We start from the raw sequence: 18,225 nt of genomic DNA on the forward strand, positions 1-18,225 counted from the left end.
TGAACAGTGGGACAGGCATGTTGCCTGCTGGGCAAAGGAGTGGACGGCCGGTGGAGGCCGGGCTACTCCCACTCCCAGCGGATGCCGCTCTGGCCTGGCTGCTGCTCGGTGGCCAGCACGTGGGCGCTGGCCGAGGCGCCGATCCAGAGCCGCTCGCGCACCCGGTCCACCACGGCGCCCGGGTCGCGCTCGTAGCGCTCGCAGTGGACGGGCACGGCGGTCGGGTCGAAGTGCACCTGGAGCACGTACTCGCGCACCGGCGCGGCGAAGCGGCGGCCGTAGACGGTGGTCGGGCCGCCCGGCGGCAGCTCCACCTCGTACTCGAAGACGGTGGAGTCGCCGAGCCCGAGCGGGCGGTCCAGCAGCAGCTCGGCGACCAGCAGGCCGATCTCCGGGCAGCGGCGGACCCGGCCGAGCCGGGCGTGCCGCACCGAGGTCAGCTCGGGGCAGCCGCCGGCGTCCTCGTCCGCCTGGTGCACCACCAGGCAGCGCGAGACCCCGGCGGTGGTGGCCCGCACCACCTGACGGGTCCTCAGTTGGCTGCCGAACCGGTCGGCGTCGACGTAGCAGGCGTCGTGCACGCTCAGCCGCTCCAACTCGCCGATCGGCGGCGCGTCCAGCTCCGCGAAGACCTCGGCGATCCGCTGCTCCTCGGGCCAGATGGTGGCCACCGGCAAGCTGTCCTGCGCGGCGCCGCCGACCCAGCGCCCGCGCGGGCGGGGTGGGCCGAGCAGGCCGGAGAGCGTGCTGCCGGGCAGCCCGAGCAGCTCTTCGAGCAGCGCCACCGCCCGTACCGAGGAGGCGCGTTCGGGCTGGCTGCGGCCGCGCCGCCAGTAACTCAGCGTGGTGACACTGACTCTGACGCCCTGTCGGTCCAACTCGGTGCGGATCCGGTCCAGGCTCAGGCCGCTGGCCTCGATCGCGCCGTGCAGGGTCTCGGCGAACCCGGCGGTGGCCGGGCGCTGTTCGGCGGCCTCCGGGCGCTGGTCAGCGGTGGGACAGGAAGCGGGAACCAGTTTGCGCACCGTGACAGCGCGCGGGGGTCGCTCATCCACCAGGCGGAGATGAGCGGTGTTCTGCGGGTAATACGTGCCCATGCGAATTAACCCTTCCCCACCAGCCGCCAAGCTGTCCGAGGACGCACGCGGCGGGACCGGCTCGGTGCCGTTGTGGGGACGGCACCGAGCTGCAGGAACCTTACGCAGGGACCAGAGGCTACGTCATCTACCCGCTGGTATGACAGTGGTCACGACAAATTACTTTCACGCGGGTTTGCTCGGATCTCCAAACCGATGAAACGCGAATGCAACAATCCCGCCGGTATCGGACGGTGGTCCGATACCGGCGGGATCTCACTACCTGGGATTTTCCGCAATTCGGTCTCAGGGAGCTACCAGGTAATGACTCGGCGTGTCAGCCGATGTCCAGGCTCGGTGGCGCGGTTGTCAGCCGACGTTCACAGCGGTGTCGTCGATGACGAAGCTGGTCTGCAGCGAGGAGTCCTCGGTGCCGGTGAACTTCAGGGTGACGGTCTGTCCGGCGTAGGAGGAGAGGTCGAAGCTCTTCTGCACGTAGCCGGTCGAGGCGTTCACGTTGGAGTACGTGGCCAGGTTGGTGCCGTTGGCGGTCACGGCGAGCTTGTCGTAGGCCGTGGTGCCGGTCTCGGCGGTGTCGACGTGCAGCCAGAAGCTGAAGGTCGCCTTGCAGCCGGCCGGGATGGTGACGCTCTGCGAGACGGTGTCGGTGTGGGTGGAGCCGTAGCCGTCCAGCCACGCCTTCCAGCTGCCCGAGTGGGCCGCCTCGGAGGAGGAGTTGTCGACCACGCCGGTGCTGGCGGTCCAGGGGGCGGCGGTGCCGGTCTCGAAGCCGGCGTTGCCGAGCAGTTGGGCCGGGGTGCAGCCGGTGGAGCCGGTGGCCACGGTGAAGCCGAAGGTCGCCGAGCCGGTGGCGCCGGTGGCGTCCTTGGCGGTGACGGTCACCGAGGAGGTGCCCGCGGCGGTCGGGGTGCCGGTGATCAGGCCGGTGGAGCTGATCGACAGGCCGGCCGGCAGGCCGGTCGCGGTGTAGGTCAGGGTCTGGCCCGAGGCGCTGTCAGCGCCCTTGACCTGCAGCGAGACCGCGGTGCCGACGGTGCCGGACTGGGTGCCCGGGTTGGTCACCGTGACGGTGTTGCCGCCGGTGGTGCCGCCGCCGCCGAGCAGCGCGGTGGTCAGCGCGTCGGCGACCGGGGTGCCCCAGCCGGTGACCTGGTCGTAGCCGGTGCCGGCCTTGAAGTCCTGGTTGGCGCCGGTCTTCACGTCGTGGAACGAGGTGCCGTAGCTGCTGCTGTTGGCGACCGCGTACAGCGCCGGGTTGGCCTGGCCGAGGTTGGCCTTGCCGGCCGCGGCGGCCTTCTGGTTGAAGAGCGCGGTGAAGCCGGACCAGAGCGGGGCCGCGGCGCTGGTGCCGCCGTACTGCTGCCACGCCGGGCCGCTGGTGCCCTGGGTGTAGATCGCGAAGCCGCTGTTCGGGTCGGCGTTGGAGGACACGTCGGGAACGGTGCGCATGGTGCCGCTCACGCCGGTGCCGGTCTGCCAGCTCGGCTTGGCGAAGACGGTGGAGACGCCGCCGCCGGCGGTGCTCCAGGCGCTCTCCGAGGAGTAGGAGGTGCCGGAGACCTGCAGGTTGGTGCCGCCGACGCTGGTCACGTAGGTGTCCGAGCCGGGGAAGTCGACCGACTTGACCGAGGCGCCGCTGGTGGAGCGGGTGCAGTCGCGCGAGCCGTCGTCACCGGAGGCGGAGTAGACCGAGATGCCCTCGGCGGCCGCCTGCTTGAAGGAGGTGTCCACCGCGGTCATCGAGGACTGGGTGGTGTCGGGCTCGCAGCCGCCCCAGGAGATCGAGATGACCGAGACCTGGTCGTCGGCCACGATCTTGGCGGCCATGTCGATCTCGCCCTGGTCGCTGTTGGGGGCCTCGTAGACCAGCTGGGTCGCCTTGGGGGCCACGCCGCTGATGATCTCGCTGTCCAGCTCGACCTCGCCCTGGCCGTCGCCGGGGGCGCTGTCGTAGCTCTGGCCGTCGACCGGGACCGTGGTGGGCGCCGGGCCGGTCAGGCCGTACTGCTTGTCGTAGGTGCTGAGGTTGGACGCCGTGTAGCCGTCGAACTCCCAGAGCGCGACCTTGACGCCGGTGCCGTCCGCGCCCACCTTGTTCAGGTTGTAGGCGCCGTCGTACTGGCTGGGGCCGTAGCCGCTGGGGGTCGCCAGCGGGTGCGAGGTGTTCGGCTTGGCCAGTTCCGGGGTGCGCACGGTCTTGTTGTTCAGACCGGAGACGCCGTCCACGATCGCGGCGACGTCGGCCGGCAGCGAGGCGGCGTTGTCGTTGGCGAAGAACTGCTTGGCGTCGGAGGCGTCGTAGTACGCGCTCTCGTGCGTGCCGAAGGCCTGCGCGATCTGGGCGTTGCTGCCCTTGGCGTCGATCACCTGGCGGTTCGCGCTGACCGAGGCGGTCAGGCCCTGCGACTTCAGGAAGGCGACGACGTGGTCGACATCCGCCTGGGTCGGCGCGTAGCGCGCGGTGAACTCGGCCGGGGTGAGGTAGTGGCCGTAGTTCGCCGAGGCCGGGTTGGCCACGTCGGCCAGGAACTTGTCCAGGTCCGCCGTGTTGCGCAGCTTGAGGCTGACCGCCACCGAGAGCTGCTGGGCGGCCGGGACGTCACCCTGCTTCTGCGAGTGGGCGACCGCGGGGGTCACGGTGTTCGGCAGCGCCACGCGCGGGGCCGAGGCGTTGGGGGTGGCTGCCTGTGCGGCGGTGACCGAGAGCGAGGCTGCGCACAGCGGGAGCAGGGCTATCGCGGCGGCGAGGGCGAGAGGGCGGGGTCGCACGGGTCCTCCTCAGGCCGGCGTGCATGGCCGGCAGGGGATCACGCGTTCCGGGGGTCGAGAACGCTGGGAAGAACATCCCAGAGATTTGCTGGGAGTTGACCCATGTTCAGGTAATGAAATGCCAAATAACAGTCAAGTGTTCATTGGTGGAACCTGAACTGAATGGAGGCATTTCTATACAGTGAATGCGCCGCCCCGCCCCGCCCCCGCCCTTTCCCGCCGCGAGTGGTCTGGTCCACTGCGAACCATCACCCGGCCCGCGGCCCCGGGTCAATTCCCGGGCGCCTCCTGGTTCGGCGCGCCCAGCCAGTGGGTGAGCGCCGCCCGCAGTTCGGCGCGGCTCGGGTCGGCCGCCGCCCAGGCCGCGTAGCCGTCCGGGCGGACCAGCAGCACGGTGGAGCGCAGCTTGCCGTGCGGGTCGGCGGGCGCGGCGTGCACCAGCCGGCCGGCCCACGGCTCGGTGACGGCCGCCTCCAGCGCGCTGAACGGGACACGGCTGCCGGGTGCCCGCTCGTCGGCGGTGACGAGCACGAACTCGCCCGCGCGCAGCGCCTCGTAGAGCCGGCCCGGAGCGTCCGCGCCGTCCTGGGCCAGCCGCAGGTCGGGGACCCGGCGACCGGCCAGCGGGTGCGCGCCCGGCGCGGCCGGGTACCTGACGCTCACGCCGGAGACGGTCCGGGCGGCCCGGGTGACCAGCGGGTCGACCGAGCCGGCCAGCGCGGTGGCGACCGAGCGCGCCGCCCGGGTGGCCGCGCTCCTGGCCAGGCCCAGCCGGATCAGCGCGCCGGAGCTGCGCAGCACCGCCTTGCCGACCGGGTGCCGCTCCTCCTGGTAGCTGTCCAGCAGCGTCTCGGGGGAGTGGCCGCGCACCACCGCCGCCAGCTTCCAGCCGAGGTTGGCGGCGTCCTGCAGGCCGGTGTTCATGCCCTGGCCGCCGGCCGGTGAGTGGCAGTGCGCCGCGTCCCCCGCGAGCAGTACCCGCCCGTCGCGGTAGCGGGGCACCTGGCGCTCGTCGCTGTGGAAGCGGGACAACCAGCGGGCGTCGTGCGGGCCGTAGTCAACGCCCAGCACGCGGCGGGCGATGTCGGCGAGCTCCGCCAGCTCCACCGGTGCGTCGTCGGGCAGTTGGCGGGTCCGGTCCCAGGCGAGCAGCCGGTACCAGCCGTCGCCGAACGGGGCCAGGAAGCCGAAGCCGTCCTCGCTGGCGCCGACCGTCAGCACCTCCTGCGGCGCGCGCTCCAGGCGCACGTCGGCGAGCAGCACCGAGCTGACCACCGACTCACCGGGGAACGGGATGCCCACCAGCTCGCGCACCGTGCTGCGCACGCCGTCGGCGCCCACCACGTACCGGGCCCGGTGCTCGGCGCCGCCCGCCGGGGTGGCGGCGGTCAGCGTCACGCCCGCGGCGTCCTGGTGCAGGCCGGTCACCCGGTGGTCGCGCAGCAGCACCGCGCCCGCCTTCACCGCCCGCTCCAGCAGCAGCCGTTCGGTCTGCGACTGCGGGGTGATCAGCACGAACGGGAAGCGGGACGGCAGCCTGCTCAGGTCGAGCCGCAGCCGGTCGAAGAGCCGCAGCTCGGCCACGGCGGTGCCGGTGGCGATCAGCTCCTCGGCCAGCCCGCGGGCGTCCAACTGCTCCAGCGTGCGGGCGTGCACGGCGAAGGCGCGGGTGAGGTTGGACTCCTTGCCGCGCTGCTCCAGCACCGTGACCCGCACCCCGGCGGCGGCCAGATCGCCGGCCAGCAACAGCCCGGTGGGGCCGGCGCCGACCACGATCACGTCACTGGTGAGGTCGGGAGCGGCGTCCGAGGCCGACTCCTCGCTGGTCGCCTGCTGATCCGTCATGGGCTCAACTCCCCAAGGTCGCTAGCTCGATCTCACTGCTTTCTCAGCTTCCCATCATCGCGGGCCCATCCGGTGCTGTGAATCTCATCGACCGTGGGAAGAGTCCGGACCTGGACCGCGCTCGACGACGCGAGGGGACGGGGCGGGGTGGCGGGTCGCTCACCGACCGGCGCGGGGCGCCGGGGCGGGGCCCGGCTCTGGCGCCAGCTGGGCAGCTTCGCCGTGGTCGGGACGCTGGGCACCGCGACCTATCTGCTGCTCTACCTGGGGCTGCGCCGGCTCACCGTCGCGCTGGTCGCCAACGCGCTCGCCCAACTGGTGGCGGGGGTCGCCAACACGGCCGCGAACCGCCGGTTCACCTTCGGGGTGACGGGGCGGCAGGGCGTGCTGCGCCACCAACTGGGCGGCGGGGTGGCGCTGCTGGTGGGTCTGGCGCTGAGCAGTGGGGTGCTGGCGGCACTCGGCGCGGTGGATCCGCGGGCGACCCGGAGCCAGGAGCTGGCCGCGCTGCTGGGTGCGAACGCGGTGGGGACGGTGGTGCGGTTCCTGGTGCTGCGTCGGGTGGTCCGGGCGCCGGGGGGGCTGACCTGAGGCGGTCGGCTCGCCGGGGAACGGGCGCGCACCCGGGCGGACGCGGCAGGGGCCCGCCGCACCAGGACGGTGCGGCGGGCCCACGGGGTACCACGGTGCCGGGGCGCCCGGATCAGGCGGTGGGCGCCTGGCGCCGGGCCCGCGCCGCCTCGACCAGGCAGATCAGCAGCGCCACCCCGGCCAGCGCGGCGCCCACCGCGCAGACCCCGTCCCAGCCCCAGGCGGCGTACGCCGAGCCGGAGGCGGCCGAGCCGGCCGCGCCGCCCAGGAAGTAGATGGTCATGTAGGCGGTGGTGAGCCGGGAGCGGACCTCGGGGCGCAGCCGGTAGATGATGCTCAGGTTCATCACCTGCATGCCCTGGACGCCGAAGTCCAGCAGCACCACGCCCGCGATCAGCGCCCAGAGCCAGCCGCCGCCGTTCAGCGCCATCAGCCCCCAGCTGAGCAGCACCAGCGCCAGCAGCCCCGCGGTGGCGGGCCGGTCGAGCCGGCGGTCCGCGGCCCGCCCGGTGATCCGCGCGGCGGTCGCGCCGACCGCGCCCACCAGGCCGAAGAGCCCGATCAGCGCCGTGCCGTAGTGGTAGGGGGCGCCCGCCAGCAGGAAGGCGATCGAGGTCCAGAGCACGTTGAAGCCGGCCAGCGAGACGAAGCCGAAGGCGCTGCGCAGCCGCAGCTGCGGCTCCTCGGCGAGCAGCTTGGGCACCGAGGCGAGCAGCCGCGGATAGCTGACCTGGGCCTCGCCGCGCGCGGTGGGCAGCACCCGCCAGAGCAGCGTGGCCAGCACCAGCACCAGCAGCGCGGAGACCAGGTAGACGGAGCGCCAGCCGGCCGCGCTGGCGAGCAGGCCACCGGCCGTGCGGGCCAGCAGGATGCCGATCAGCACGCCGCTCATCACCTTGCCGGTGACCCGGCCGCGGTCCTCGGGCGCGGCCAGGGTGGCGGCGAAGGCCACCATCAGCGGGGAGACGACGGAGGCCGTCGCGACGACCAGGGCCGCGCCGATCAGCACCGCCAGCGAGGGGGCGCCGGCGGCGATCAGCTGGAACAGGGCGACGACCGAGAGCAGGGCGACGGCCAGCTTGCGCCGGTCGAGCAGGTCGCCGAGCGGCACCAGGGTGGCCATGCCGAGCGTGAAGCCGACCGTGCCGGCCGTGACCACCAGGGAGACGGCGGCGCTGCCGACGTGGAAGGTCGAGCCGATCGCGGTGAGCAGCGGCTGGGCGTAGTAGATGTTGGCGGCCGAGAATCCGGCCGTGACCGCGAGGATGCTGGCCAGCCGGGAGGATATCCCGCCACCGGCCACCGGGGCCGCCGGCACCGGCCGCACCGCGCTCTGATCGAGTTCTGCCTGGTTGATGGTCATGCCGCGAAATTAGCCCCCGGTCCCCCCTACGGGCATCGCTCCGAGGGGGCAGTGGGAGGTGTCCTGGGAGGCATCGGCATGTCTCCATGGAGGTAGTTCGGCGCTCCCTCGGGGGAATTTCGAACAGCGGCCCCGAATTTCGTGCCTACCGTGGAGGCATTCCACTCGGAGCCGAGGAGAGAGATTCATGACGACCGTAGTCGCGAACGCCGCCGCAGCCCACCGGAGCGCCGCCGGCGAGGAAATCGAGAGGACCGTCGAGGAGGCCGCGGAAATCCGGCGGACCGCTGAGGAGACGGCGGCCGCTGAGGAGACGGCGGCCGCCGAGGTGACGGCCGCCGGGGACGGCGCGCCGACGGATGTCGCCGCGGCCGCCGCCGGGGTGTTCCGCAGCCTGGCCGCGCCCGGTGGCGCGGCGCCCTGGGAGTCGCTGGCCGACTTCGCCCCGGCGCTCGGCGCGCACATCCAGCACGGCCTCGGCACGCTGACCAGCCGCCCGGCGCTCGACCTGCGCACCAGGGAGCTGGCCACCATCTCCATCCTGGCCGCCCTCGGCAACGCCGAGCCGCAGCTGGCCTTCCACGTGGCCGGCGCGGTGCGGGCCGGCGCGGGTGCGCAGGAGGTCATCGAGGCGCTGTCCCAGGTGGCCCTCTACGCCGGTATCCCGCGCACCCTCAACGCGCTGGCGGTGGCCCGCAAGGCATTGGTCGAGGTCGGCGCGCTCGCCGACCGGTGACGCGGTGGCGGCCCCGCCTGTCGAGAGGCAGTTCGATACTCCTTTCGGACTCCGGGGCCGCACCCCAAGGGGAATTCCAACCCCCGGGCCGACGGCCTAATGTTGGAAACACGAAAGCGAGGGGGCGGAACGGAAAGGGCCGGAAGCAAGAAGGCCCGGAAGGACCGCCCGATCGGAATCAGGAAATACCGGCAAGGCACGAGGCACGTGAATATCCGCACCAGGAACCGCGCATCACCGAAAATCCCTCGATGAACCACTCAACGGGAAAGTGATCCGACGATGACCGATCTGATGTCCCCCCTCCTGCTCAGCGATTCGATCGACGACCTGCTCGGCCCGGCCGAGAGCCGGTTCTTCGGCAGCGGCTACCGCCGCGTCGGGCAGCGCGTCCACCAGCTGTCCTGGGACGAGGAGCACCAGACGCTGAACGCGGTGGCCGGCGTGCTCTACCCGGTCGACTGGTCCGTGAAGCAGAAGGCGGGCAAGCTCGCCCCGCACCTGAGCACCATCGACGCGCTGCTCTTCGCCGCCCAGCTGGCCGAGACCGCGCTCACCGCCCGGTACGGGCTGACCGAGGAGCAGCGCCGCGCGGCCTGGCTGCGCAAGGTGGAGATCCGGGCCGGCGCCGCCCCGCAGGAGGAGGGCCTGACCGCCTTCCCGGCCAGCGCGCAGCTCAAGGAGAGCCCGGTCGCACCGCTGGACCAGCAGGCGCTGGTCTCGCTGGTGGTCTGCAGGATCGGCCGGATGACGGTGCGCTGCACCGTCGAGCACGCGGCCGGCACCGGGGCGCGGGTCGAGGTGCGCGACGACCTGCTCGGCCCCGTCGAGCAGCGGCCCTACGGCACCGGCTACCGGGCCCACCGCCAGGCGCTGACCGACCTGCGGGTGGACGCCCACGGGCTCGTCCCCACGGTGGACGGGAAGTTGGCGGTCACCGCCGCCCCGTCCGAGGCGATCGGCACCCGCGGCCTGGAGGGCGCCTACCAGCCGGGGATCACCCTGGTGGACGCCTTCGTGACCGCCCTCCAGCTCGGCCAGGTGCTGCTCTACGAGCTCGACTCGGTGGCCCGCGCCGACTCCAACACCCTGTGGATGCGCCGGACCGTGCTGGAGAGCAGCCGTCCCGACCGCCCCGGTGCGCAGGCCGCGCCGGTCACCGCGATCCTCGAAGCGGCGCAGATCGTCCAGGCGCAGGGCGCCGACTGGCGCAACGCCGACATCGTCGCCGAGACCGGCGGGGTCCGGGTGGTCTGCTCGGTGACCCACAAGCTGCCCGAGGCGGCGCACGCGAGCGAGGAGCAGGCCGTCCTGCGGGCCGCCGCGTGACAGCGGCGCCCGACGACCTGGCCGGCGCCACCGCCGCGGAACTCCTCCACCTGATCGTCGTTCGCGGGGCCCGCCTGAACACCCGGCAGGGCACCCGCAACACCCCCGGGAACACCAGCTCCACCAGCACGTACCCGCGCCACACCTCCGCCGGCACCACCTACCGCCGGCCCACTCTGGAAGGCACGTCATGAAGCTCGGCATCTCCGGCACCTACTCCTCCGGCAAGACCCTGACCTCGATCGCCCTCTCCCACTACACCGGCGTCCCGCGGACCATGGCCCGCACCATGCGCGAGATCCTGCCCGAGGCCGCCCCCGGCAAGACGCTGGAGGAGTGCACCGCGGCCGAGCTGCTGCAGATGATCGTGGTGCGGCACACCGAGCGGGTGGCCCACGAGCGGGCGCTTAGCCTGGGCAGCTTCATCTCGGACGGCTCCTCGCTGCAGGAGTGGATCTACGGCGCGATCCGGGTGCAGGTCGGCATCAACCCCAACGCCTCGATAGCCCTGGGTGACGTGGACGTCGACAAGACCGCGGAGCTGAAGTTCTTCGAGGAGGTCATGGAGCGCCTCGGGGTCTCCCTGAAGCTGCACGTGCAGCAGTCCTTCGACGCCTTCGTCCACCTGAAGAACGAACTGCCGCTGGCCAAGGACGGCCACCGCCCGGTCAACGAGCGGTTCCGCACGCTGGCCGACGAGACCCTGCTGCGCACCCTGGACGAGCTGGGCATGCCGGTGCACATCATCGGCGGCGACGTCGAGCAGCGGCTGGAGACCATCGCCGACCGGTTCGGCTTCACTCCGGTCATGACGCCGCGTCAGGCGATCGACAAGGCCCGCTCCGAGTACAAGGGCATCGACATCCGGGACGAGAAGGAGCGCGCGCTCGCCGCCGCCTGAGCCCGCACCCGCCTGAGCCCGCACCCGCCTGAGCCCGCCCGGGCCGGACGGCCCGCCCCGGCTCCTGATCACTGAGTGTCCCTCAGAACCTGACCACAAGTGCGCGGCCCGTGCCCCGGTCGGTGTCCGCCCAGCGGCGCCGGGTACCGACCGGGGGCCCGGTGCCCCACCCAGTGCCCCACCCAGTGCGCCACACCAGCGAAAGGCCCACCCGATGTCCACTCACTCCACCCCGGCAGGTGCCCGATGAGCCGCGCAGCCGTCCTGGCCGGCCTGGGCGCCGTGGTCCCGCCCCGGGAGATCACCAACCAGATGCTCTCCGAGCGCCTGGACACCACCGATGCGTGGATCAGAACCCGCACCGGGATCCTGAAACGCCACGCGGTCGAGCCGGGCGGCGCGACCAGCGACCTCGCCGTGGAGGCGGGCGGGCGGGCCCTCAAGTCGGCCGGCCTGGACGCCGTCGACCTGGTGGTGCTCGCCACCGCCACGCCGGACCACCCGCTGCCGGGGACCGCCCCCGAGGTGGCCGCGCGGCTGGGCCTGGGCCAGATCCCCGCCTTCGACGTCGCCGCGGTCTGCGCCGGCTTCGTCTACGCCCTCTCGGTGGGCGCCGGTGCCATCGCGGCCAGGACCGCCGAGAGTGTCCTGGTGATCGGGGCCGAGGCGTTCACCTCGATCCTCGACCCGCAGGACCGCGGCACCGCGATCCTCTTCGGCGACGGCGCCGGCGCGGTGGTGCTGCGGGCCGGCCAGGACGACGAGCCGGGCGCGCTGCTCGGCTTCGACCTCGGCAGCGACGGCAGCCTGGCCGACCTGATCGTGATCCCGGGCGGCGGCTCGCGCCAGCGCTCCGGCGGCCTGCCGCCGGACCAGGACACCAGCTGGTTCACCATGCAGGGCCGCGAGGTCTTCACCCAGGCCGTCACCCACATGTCCAAGTCGACCCGGTCGGTGCTGGCGAAGGTCGACTGGCCGGTCGAGACGGTGGACCGGATCGTCGGCCACCAGGCCAACGTCCGGATCCTGCACTCGGTCTCCGAACTGCTCGGGATCCCGAAGGAGCGGGCGGTGGTCCACCTGGACCAGGTCGGCAACACCTCGGCCGCCTCGATCCCGCTCGCCCTGGCCGCCGCCGCCGAGCGCGGCGAGCTGCTCCCGGGCCACCGCGTGGCGCTGACCGCCTTCGGCGGCGGCCTCGCCTGGGGCTCCGCGGCCCTGGTCTGGCCCGACGTCACGGTCGGCTGACGGATCGGCTGACGGATCGTCACCTCGCTTCACCCGCACGTCACTCATCGATCGAACACCCCCACATACACACCTGCCAAGGAGAACCCAGACCATGTCCACCACCCAGATCGCCGAGAAGGTCATCGAGCTGCTCCAGGTCAAGTACGGCTACGGCGCGGACGAGCTGACCGCGACGACCGACTTCGAGGAGCTCGGTTTCGACTCCCTGGTCTTCGTGGAGCTCGCGGTGGCGCTGGAGAGCGACTACCAGATCCCGCTGAGCGAGACCGAGGTGGCCGAGACCACCACGGTGCGGGAGCTGGCCGAGCTGATCGAGGCCAAGGCGGCCGCACTGGCCGTCGCCGCCTGACGGCCGCGCCCGAGCCGCCCGCACGACGGGAGGCGGACGGTCACCCCCACCCCGCCCGCCTCCCCGCGCCCGGTCCCCCACGCCCCACCCGCCCGGTCCCCCACAGCTCCCCCGTCCCGCCGACTGTCGAAGGAGACCGTCATGGCCGAACTCCCCACCCGCGCCGCGTTCTTCGACGTCGACGGAACGCTGACCCGGAGCACCACCCTGTTCCGCTTCCTGCGGCACGAGATGGCCTCGCGCGGCCTGCCCCACCAGGCCTACGCGGCGCAACGCGAGCGACTGCGCGCCATGACCCTGGCCGGCGCCCCCCGAGCGGCCACCAACCGGGCGTACTTCCGGTTGCTGGCCGGCCGACCGGTCACCGAGCTGGCCGAGGCCGGCCGCCGCTGGTACCGGGCCGAGCGGGCGGACCTGTTCCGCCCCGAGGCGCTGGCGGTGCTGGCCGAGCACCGGGCGGCGGGCCACCTGGTGGTCCTGGTCTCCGGCTCGTTCGGTGCCGTGCTCGACCCGCTCGCCGAGGAGCTGGGCGCCGACGCGGTGCTCTGCACCCGGCCCGAGATCCGGGCCGGCCGCTACACCGGCGAGGTCGGCCGCCCCATGCTGGGCGCCCGCAAGGCGCTGGCCGCGGCCGAGTTGGCGGCCGGCCGCGGCATCGACCCGGCCGACTGCCACGGCTACGGCGACCACCGCTCCGACCTCGCGCTGCTGCGGTTGGTCGGCCACCCGGTGGTGGTCGGCGAGGACGAGCAGCTGCTCCGGGCGGCGGCCGCGCACGGCTGGCCCCGGCTGACCCCGACCCCCACCCCTGCACCGACCCCCACCCCTGCACCGACCCCTGCACCCGCCCCCACCCGCCCCTTCCCAGTACCGAGCGCGAGCGCCCCGAGCGCGACTACTACCCATGGAATTGGAGACGCAGAGTGAACCGGAAGACGACCGACCCGTCCGCCCCCGCCGTGCTGGTGATCGGCGCAGGCCCGGTCGGCATGGTGATCACCAGTGAGCTCCTGCAGCAGGGCGTGGACGTCCGGCTGATCGACCGTCAGGCCGTGCTGGACGAGGACGACCCGCACTCCAAGGGCATCCTGCTCTGGCCGCGCAGCCTGGAGCTGCTGCGCCGGATCGGGGTCAGTGAGCAACTGGTGGCGGCGGGCCACCGCAGCGACGCCGTCGGCTACTTCTCGGACGGCCGCCACCTGGGCAGCGCCCACCTGGACCGGCACCCCGACTCGCCCTACAACTTCGTGCTGACCCTGCCGCAGCGGGAGAGCGAGCGGATCCTGCGGGCCAGGCTGGCGGAGCTGGGCGGGGTGGTCGAGCGCGGCGTCGCGCTGGAGGCCATCGAGGGCGTCGAGGACACCGGGGCGGCCCCGGTGGTCACCCTGCGCCACCCGGACGGCCGGACCGAACTGGTGCGCCCCTCCTGGGTGGTGGCCGCGGACGGTCCGGGCAGCACCACCCGCAACCTGCTCGGGATCAGCTTCGAGGGCGAGCCGATCGACGTCAGCTACGCGATCGGGGACGCCCCCATCCACGGGGACGCGCCCAAGGACACCGGCTACTACTACGCGCCGGACGGGGTGGTCGCGCTGGTCCCGCTGGCCGGCGGCCAGTACCGGATCGCCGCCAACATCCCGCACCGCGCGGAGGGCGAGGGCAACCCGCCCCGCGAGCTGCTGGAGGAGATCATCCGGCGCCGCGCCAAGATCGACATCACGGTCGGCGAACCGCTCTGGACCCGCTCCTTCCGCCCCCGGCTCGGCATGGCGTCCGGCTTCCGGCGCGGCCGGGTCTTCCTGGCCGGTGACTCCGGGCACGCGATCAGCCCGGCCGGCGGCCAGGGCATGAACGTCGGCTTCCAGGACGCGGCCAACATCGCCTGGAAGCTGGCCGGGGTGGTCAACGGGCGTCTGGACGCCTCGATCCTGGACAGCTACGAGCCCGAGCGGCTGGCCAGCGCCCAGCGGATGTCCGCCACCTCCGCCGCCCAGGCCAAGTTCGCCATGCAGAAGAGCCCGGCCCGCCGCCTGCGCCGGGACGCGATCTTCGTGGCCGGCCGGCTGGTCGGGGTGCTGCAGCGGGTGCTGGTGCCGCTGCTCAGCCAGACCGACACCAACTACGGCGACCTGGACAACCGGCCGCTGGTGCTGCGCAGGCAGGCCCTGGCCAAGCCGGGGGAGCGGCTGCCGCTCTTCGCCGGCCCCGCGCTCCCCGACGGCACCCCGGCGCTGGACGCCTACCGCCACACCGTCCTGCTCTGGCCGGGTCGCACGGCGCCCGCCGACTGGGCCGCCCAGGTGGGCGAGGCCCGCGGGCTCTTCGCCGGTCAGGCCGAGGTGCTCGACCTGGGCGGGCTGAGTGGCCACGCCGCCCGCAAGCTCCGCCGCCACCTGGGCAAGGAGCCGGTGCTGGCGCTGGTGCGCCCCGACGGGCACCTGGTCGAGCGCGCCGCGGTGAGCCACGCCGAGCGGCTGCGCTACCGGCTGGCCGACCTGGCCCCCGCCACCACCGCCGGTGCCGCGCAGCCGGTCACCGCCTGAGCCGCCTGAGCCGCCTGAGCCGCCTGAGCCGCCTGAGCCGTCCTTCCTGCCAACGTCCCTACTATCAAACCTTCTTGACCAATCATCAGAAACACTACCGATCCACCGAGAGGATCATCATGACCACCGAGCAGACCACCCTGGGCACCGGCGAGACCCTGCAGGAGTTCTTCACCCGCTTCGGCGGCGGCGACCGCAAGGGCGTCCTGGAGCTCTTCACCGACGGCACCGACTGGAACGTGCCCGGCGCGGCGAACGTCCCGTGGACCGGCCGGCGCAGCACCCCGGCGGAGATCGACGCCTTCCTCGAGAACTGCTACGAGCTGGTCACCACCGAGGCGTTCGCCGTCGACCAGGTGATCGTGGACGGCGAGAACGCGATCGCCCTGGGCAGCTTCACCCACCTGGTGAAGGCCACCGGCAAGCGCTTCGTCTCCGACTACGCCCTCCACGTGCGGGTGGTGGACGGCGTGATCCGGACGTACCACATGTTCGAGGACAGCCACGCGGCCTCCGAGGCCTTCACCGCCTGAGCCGGCGCCCGCCCGGCTCCCCCAGTCCGCGGCGGCGGGACGGCGGAACAACCCCGTCCCGTCGCCGCCGCCACGCCGGCCCCGCTCCCCCACGCACCCTCACACCCCCCTTCCCGGAAAGCGACCCCCCTCCCGTGCCCAGAACCGCCGCCGCCCCCGCCCCTGCCCCCGGGCGGAGCAGACTCCCCTCCCTCACCGGCCTGCGCACCGCTGCCGCCCTGATGGTCTTCGGCTTCCACATCTACGCGGTGGCGCTCTTCGCCTCCCCCACGGCGAACAGCTGGATGTCCCACTCGCTCAGCCAGGGCGGCGTCGGGGTGACCTTCTTCTTCCTGCTGAGCGGGTTCCTGCTCACCTGGACCGCCCGCGCCAACGACACGGTGCGCGGCTTCTGGCGCCGGCGGGCGGCCAAGATCGTACCCAACCACCTGGTCACCTGGGTGGTGGCGCTGGCCTTCCTGGGCTGGACCGGGCTCACCCTGACCGGCTCGTTCACCCCGGTCGGGCTGGACTCGCTGCCCAACCTCCTCCTGCTGCAGGACTGGATACCGCGCGGCGGGGTCTTCTTCAGCATGAACATCCCGAGCTGGTCGCTGGGCTGCGAGGCTTTCTTCTACCTCTGCTTCCCGCTGCTGCTCCCGCTGCTGCGCCGGATCCCGGTGCGCGGCCTGTGGCCCGCCGCGCTGGCCCTGGCCGCCGCGGTCTGGGCGATGCCGGCCCTGGCGCAGTTGCTCTTCCACCAGGGCCCGAACGTGCCAGGCCTGCCGGTCAGCGAGGACCGGATGTGGTTCGTCTACACCTTCCCGCCGGTGCGGATGCTGGAGTTCGCGCTCGGCATGGTGCTCGCGCTGATCGTGGCCGCCGGGCGCTGGCCCGCTCTGCGGCTGCGCACCGCGACCGTGCTGGCCGTGCTCGGCTACCTGGCCTCCTCCTGGCTGCCGTACCTCTACGGGCTGAACGCCGGCGCGCTGATCCCGCTGGCGCTGCTGATCCCGACCGCCGCCACCGCCGACCTGGAGAACCGCGCCTCCGTCTGGCGCGGTCGGGTGCTGTGCTGGCTGGGCAACGTCTCGTTCGCCTTCTACCTGGTCCACCAGCTGGTGATCCGCTGGGTGCACTACCTCTTCGGTGCCACCCGCTCGTTCGCCACGCCCGAGGCCCTGGGCCTCACCGTGCTGTCCCTGCTGCTCGCCCTCGGGCTGGCCACCGTCCTGTACTACGCCGTCGAGATGCCGCTGATGCGGCGGCTCAGCCACGGCCGGCCCCGGACCGTCAGCCCCGTTCCGCTCGGCCTGATCCCGGCCCAGCGGGCCGGCAGCGCCGTCCCCACCGTCCCGTCGCACCGCGAGGTGCAGGAGGAAACCATCCCGTCGCACCGCGAGGTGCAGGGGGAAGATGAGGAAGACCATGTCCGCAGTCACTGACCGCACCGAGGCCGGAGCCGGGGCCGCTGCCACGGCCGGCGCCCCGGTGATGACCCGGCGCCTCCGGGTGATCCTGCTCCTGCTGCTGGGCGCCCAGTTCATGCTGGCCGCCGACTTCTCGATCCTGAATGTGGCCCTGCCCGACATCGGCAAGGGGCTCGGCTTCTCGCTCGGCAACCTGCAGTGGGTCACCACCGCCTTCTCGCTGGCAGCCGCCGGCTTCACGCTGCTCTTCGGCCGGGTGGCCGACCTGTTCGGGCGGCGCCGGCTCTTTCTGATCGGGATGGCGCTGCTCACCGCGGCCTCCCTGGTCGGCGGGGTCGCCGAGTCGCCCGGCATCCTGCTGGCCGGCCGGGTGGCGCAGGGCCTGGCCACCGCGATGGTCACCCCGGCGGCGCTCTCGCTGCTCACCACCTCCTTCCCGGAGGGTCCGCTGCGCGACCGGGCGCTGGGGCTGAACGGCGCGATGCTCTCGGCCGGTTTCATCACCGGCGCGGTGCTCGGCGGCGTGCTGACCGACCTGCTCAGCTGGCGCTGGGCGTTCTTCATCAACCTGCCGGTCGGCGTGACGGTGCTGGTGCTCGCCATGACGGTGCTCAAGGAGAGCCGGGCCGAGCGCACCGCCAAGCTGGACGTGCCCGGTGCCGTGACGGTCAGTGCCGGCCTGCTGGCGCTGGTCTACGGGATCACCGCCGCGCAGAGCGACGGCTGGGGCTCGGTGGGCACGCTGCTGCCGCTGCTGCTCGGCATCGCGCTGCTGGTCGCGTTCTACGTGATCGAGCTGCGCGCCGCCGAACCGCTCGCCTCGGTGCGGGTGCTGAAGCGCCGCACGGTGCGCTGGGGCAACCTGGGCGGCCTGATCACCTTCACCATGGGCTCCGGCGTCACCTTCCTGATGACGCTCTACCTGCAGAAGGTGCTGGGCTTCTCGCCGCTGGTCACCGGGCTCTCCTTCGGGTTGCTGGGTGTGGCCGCGTTCGTCGGCGGGGCGCTGGCGCCGCGCCTGATCGGGCGGTTCGGCGGGCCGAAGGCGCTGGTCGGCGGGCTGCTGGTGCAGGGGGCGGCGAGCTTCCTGCTGGCGGGCATCGGGGGCGGCAGCAAGAGCTGGCTGATCCTGGTGCTGGCCGGGACGGCGGTCTCCGGGTTCGGCCACATCAGCGCGGTGGTCTCGTACATGGTGACCGGCACCTCCGGCCTGCCGGACGGGGAGCAGGGCCTGGCCACCGGCCTGACCACACTCACCCAGCTGGTCGGCCTGACCCTGGGCATCCCGGTGCTCAGCAGCATCGTCACCGCGCGGACCACCGCCCTGCAGGCCACCCACAGCGCGGCCGACTCGGTGCTGGCCGGCGTGCGGCTGGCACTGCTGGTCAACGGCGGTGTGCTGCTGGTCGGGGCGCTGGCGATCGCGCTCTTCTTCGCCCGCGGCACCGCTCGCCGTTCGGCCACCGCCTGAGCGCCTGAGCGGCTGAGCGGCTGAGCGCGGCGCGACCG

The 18,225-nt window shown here is 72.9% G+C and carries 16 protein-coding genes; 12 read left to right on the forward strand and 4 right to left on the reverse strand.

Going from position 1 to position 18,225, the window contains the following annotated elements; genetic code table 11:
* Positions 1 to 62: 62 nt before the first annotated feature.
* The 3 genes from OG455_RS19755 to OG455_RS19765 all read right to left on the reverse strand — a co-directional run bounded on the left by OG455_RS19755 (position 63) and on the right by OG455_RS19765 (position 5,711).
* Entirely contained in the window at positions 63 to 1,025 is a 963-nt protein-coding gene (locus OG455_RS19755) for a hypothetical protein (protein WP_266295536.1), read from the reverse strand.
* Positions 1,026 to 1,445: 420 nt separating this feature from the next.
* The gene (locus OG455_RS19760; RefSeq protein WP_266295538.1) at positions 1,446 to 3,866 is read right to left on the reverse strand and encodes a protease pro-enzyme activation domain-containing protein; all 2,421 of its coding nucleotides are present in this window, start codon (positions 3,864 to 3,866) and stop codon (positions 1,446 to 1,448) included.
* A gap of 270 nt (positions 3,867 to 4,136) precedes the next feature.
* Positions 4,137 to 5,711, reverse strand: coding sequence for an FAD-dependent monooxygenase (locus OG455_RS19765; protein WP_266295540.1), 1,575 nt, complete (start codon positions 5,709 to 5,711; stop codon positions 4,137 to 4,139).
* Positions 5,712 to 5,804: 93 nt separating this feature from the next.
* On the opposite strand from OG455_RS19765, the gene OG455_RS19770 reads away from it, so the two are divergent.
* Positions 5,805 to 6,302, forward strand: a complete 498-nt coding sequence (locus OG455_RS19770) for a GtrA family protein (RefSeq protein WP_266295542.1) — start codon at positions 5,805 to 5,807, stop codon at positions 6,300 to 6,302.
* Positions 6,303 to 6,414: 112 nt separating this feature from the next.
* On the opposite strand, the gene OG455_RS19775 is transcribed toward OG455_RS19770, so the two are convergent.
* The gene (locus OG455_RS19775) at positions 6,415 to 7,665 is read right to left on the reverse strand and encodes an MFS transporter (RefSeq protein ID WP_266295544.1); all 1,251 of its coding nucleotides are present in this window, start codon (positions 7,663 to 7,665) and stop codon (positions 6,415 to 6,417) included.
* A gap of 187 nt (positions 7,666 to 7,852) precedes the next feature.
* On the opposite strand from OG455_RS19775, the gene OG455_RS19780 reads away from it, so the two are divergent.
* The 11 genes from OG455_RS19780 (at position 7,853) to OG455_RS19830 (ending at position 18,187) form a co-directional block, all read left to right on the forward strand.
* Entirely contained in the window at positions 7,853 to 8,401 is a 549-nt protein-coding gene (locus tag OG455_RS19780) for a carboxymuconolactone decarboxylase family protein (RefSeq protein WP_266295546.1), read from the forward strand.
* 282 nt (positions 8,402 to 8,683) lie between these two features.
* Complete coding sequence (locus OG455_RS19785) at positions 8,684 to 9,730, forward strand: AvrD family protein (RefSeq protein WP_266295548.1); 1,047 nt, start codon at positions 8,684 to 8,686, stop codon at positions 9,728 to 9,730.
* Positions 9,727 to 9,924, forward strand: coding sequence for a hypothetical protein (locus OG455_RS19790; protein WP_266295550.1), 198 nt, complete (start codon positions 9,727 to 9,729; stop codon positions 9,922 to 9,924). The genes OG455_RS19785 and OG455_RS19790 overlap by 4 nt, the downstream gene beginning before the upstream one ends.
* The gene (locus tag OG455_RS19795; RefSeq protein WP_266295552.1) at positions 9,921 to 10,631 is read left to right on the forward strand and encodes an AAA family ATPase; all 711 of its coding nucleotides are present in this window, start codon (positions 9,921 to 9,923) and stop codon (positions 10,629 to 10,631) included. The genes OG455_RS19790 and OG455_RS19795 overlap by 4 nt, the downstream gene beginning before the upstream one ends.
* A 246-nt stretch (positions 10,632 to 10,877) precedes the next feature.
* Positions 10,878 to 11,879: a beta-ketoacyl-ACP synthase III gene (locus tag OG455_RS19800; protein ID WP_266295554.1), complete on the forward strand. Its 1,002-nt coding sequence runs from the start codon at positions 10,878 to 10,880 to the stop codon at positions 11,877 to 11,879.
* A gap of 94 nt (positions 11,880 to 11,973) precedes the next feature.
* Entirely contained in the window at positions 11,974 to 12,231 is a 258-nt protein-coding gene (locus OG455_RS19805; protein ID WP_266295556.1) for an acyl carrier protein, read from the forward strand.
* Between the two features lie 141 nt (positions 12,232 to 12,372).
* Positions 12,373 to 13,158 (forward strand): HAD family phosphatase, encoded by a 786-nt coding sequence (locus OG455_RS19810; protein ID WP_266295558.1) that lies wholly within the window; start codon positions 12,373 to 12,375, stop codon positions 13,156 to 13,158.
* Positions 13,155 to 14,774, forward strand: coding sequence for an FAD-dependent monooxygenase (locus OG455_RS19815; RefSeq protein WP_266295560.1), 1,620 nt, complete (start codon positions 13,155 to 13,157; stop codon positions 14,772 to 14,774). The genes OG455_RS19810 and OG455_RS19815 overlap by 4 nt, the downstream gene beginning before the upstream one ends.
* A gap of 119 nt (positions 14,775 to 14,893) precedes the next feature.
* Positions 14,894 to 15,307 carry a nuclear transport factor 2 family protein gene (locus OG455_RS19820; RefSeq protein ID WP_266295562.1) on the forward strand — a complete coding sequence of 138 codons (414 nt, stop codon included), beginning with the start codon at positions 14,894 to 14,896 and terminating at the stop codon, positions 15,305 to 15,307.
* A gap of 134 nt (positions 15,308 to 15,441) precedes the next feature.
* A complete protein-coding gene (locus OG455_RS19825; RefSeq protein ID WP_266295564.1) occupies positions 15,442 to 16,731 on the forward strand; it encodes an acyltransferase in 1,290 nt (429 codons plus the stop codon).
* Positions 16,715 to 18,187, forward strand: coding sequence for an MFS transporter (locus OG455_RS19830; RefSeq protein WP_266295566.1), 1,473 nt, complete (start codon positions 16,715 to 16,717; stop codon positions 18,185 to 18,187). Before OG455_RS19825 ends, OG455_RS19830 begins: the two co-directional genes overlap by 17 nt.
* Positions 18,188 to 18,225 lie beyond the last annotated feature (38 nt).

The sequence above is a fragment of the Kitasatospora sp. NBC_01287 genome, assembly GCF_026340565.1.
In the GTDB taxonomy this organism is placed as follows: Bacteria; Actinomycetota; Actinomycetes; order Streptomycetales; family Streptomycetaceae; genus Kitasatospora.

Excerpts from the sequence above, each read along its gene's own strand:
- OG455_RS19780 (WP_266295546.1), top strand. The coding sequence starts at position 7,853 with ATGACGACCGTAGTCGCGAACGCCGCCGCAGCCCACCGGAGCGCCGCC.
- OG455_RS19765 (WP_266295540.1), bottom strand. The coding sequence starts at position 5,711 with ATGACGGATCAGCAGGCGACCAGCGAGGAGTCGGCCTCGGACGCCGCT.
- OG455_RS19830 (WP_266295566.1), top strand. The coding sequence starts at position 16,715 with ATGTCCGCAGTCACTGACCGCACCGAGGCCGGAGCCGGGGCCGCTGCC.
- OG455_RS19805 (WP_266295556.1), top strand. The coding sequence starts at position 11,974 with ATGTCCACCACCCAGATCGCCGAGAAGGTCATCGAGCTGCTCCAGGTC.
- OG455_RS19800 (WP_266295554.1), top strand. The coding sequence starts at position 10,878 with ATGAGCCGCGCAGCCGTCCTGGCCGGCCTGGGCGCCGTGGTCCCGCCC.
- OG455_RS19810 (WP_266295558.1), top strand. The coding sequence starts at position 12,373 with ATGGCCGAACTCCCCACCCGCGCCGCGTTCTTCGACGTCGACGGAACG.
- OG455_RS19820 (WP_266295562.1), top strand. The coding sequence starts at position 14,894 with ATGACCACCGAGCAGACCACCCTGGGCACCGGCGAGACCCTGCAGGAG.
- OG455_RS19775 (WP_266295544.1), bottom strand. The coding sequence starts at position 7,665 with ATGACCATCAACCAGGCAGAACTCGATCAGAGCGCGGTGCGGCCGGTG.
- OG455_RS19795 (WP_266295552.1), top strand. The coding sequence starts at position 9,921 with ATGAAGCTCGGCATCTCCGGCACCTACTCCTCCGGCAAGACCCTGACC.
- OG455_RS19785 (WP_266295548.1), top strand. The coding sequence starts at position 8,684 with ATGACCGATCTGATGTCCCCCCTCCTGCTCAGCGATTCGATCGACGAC.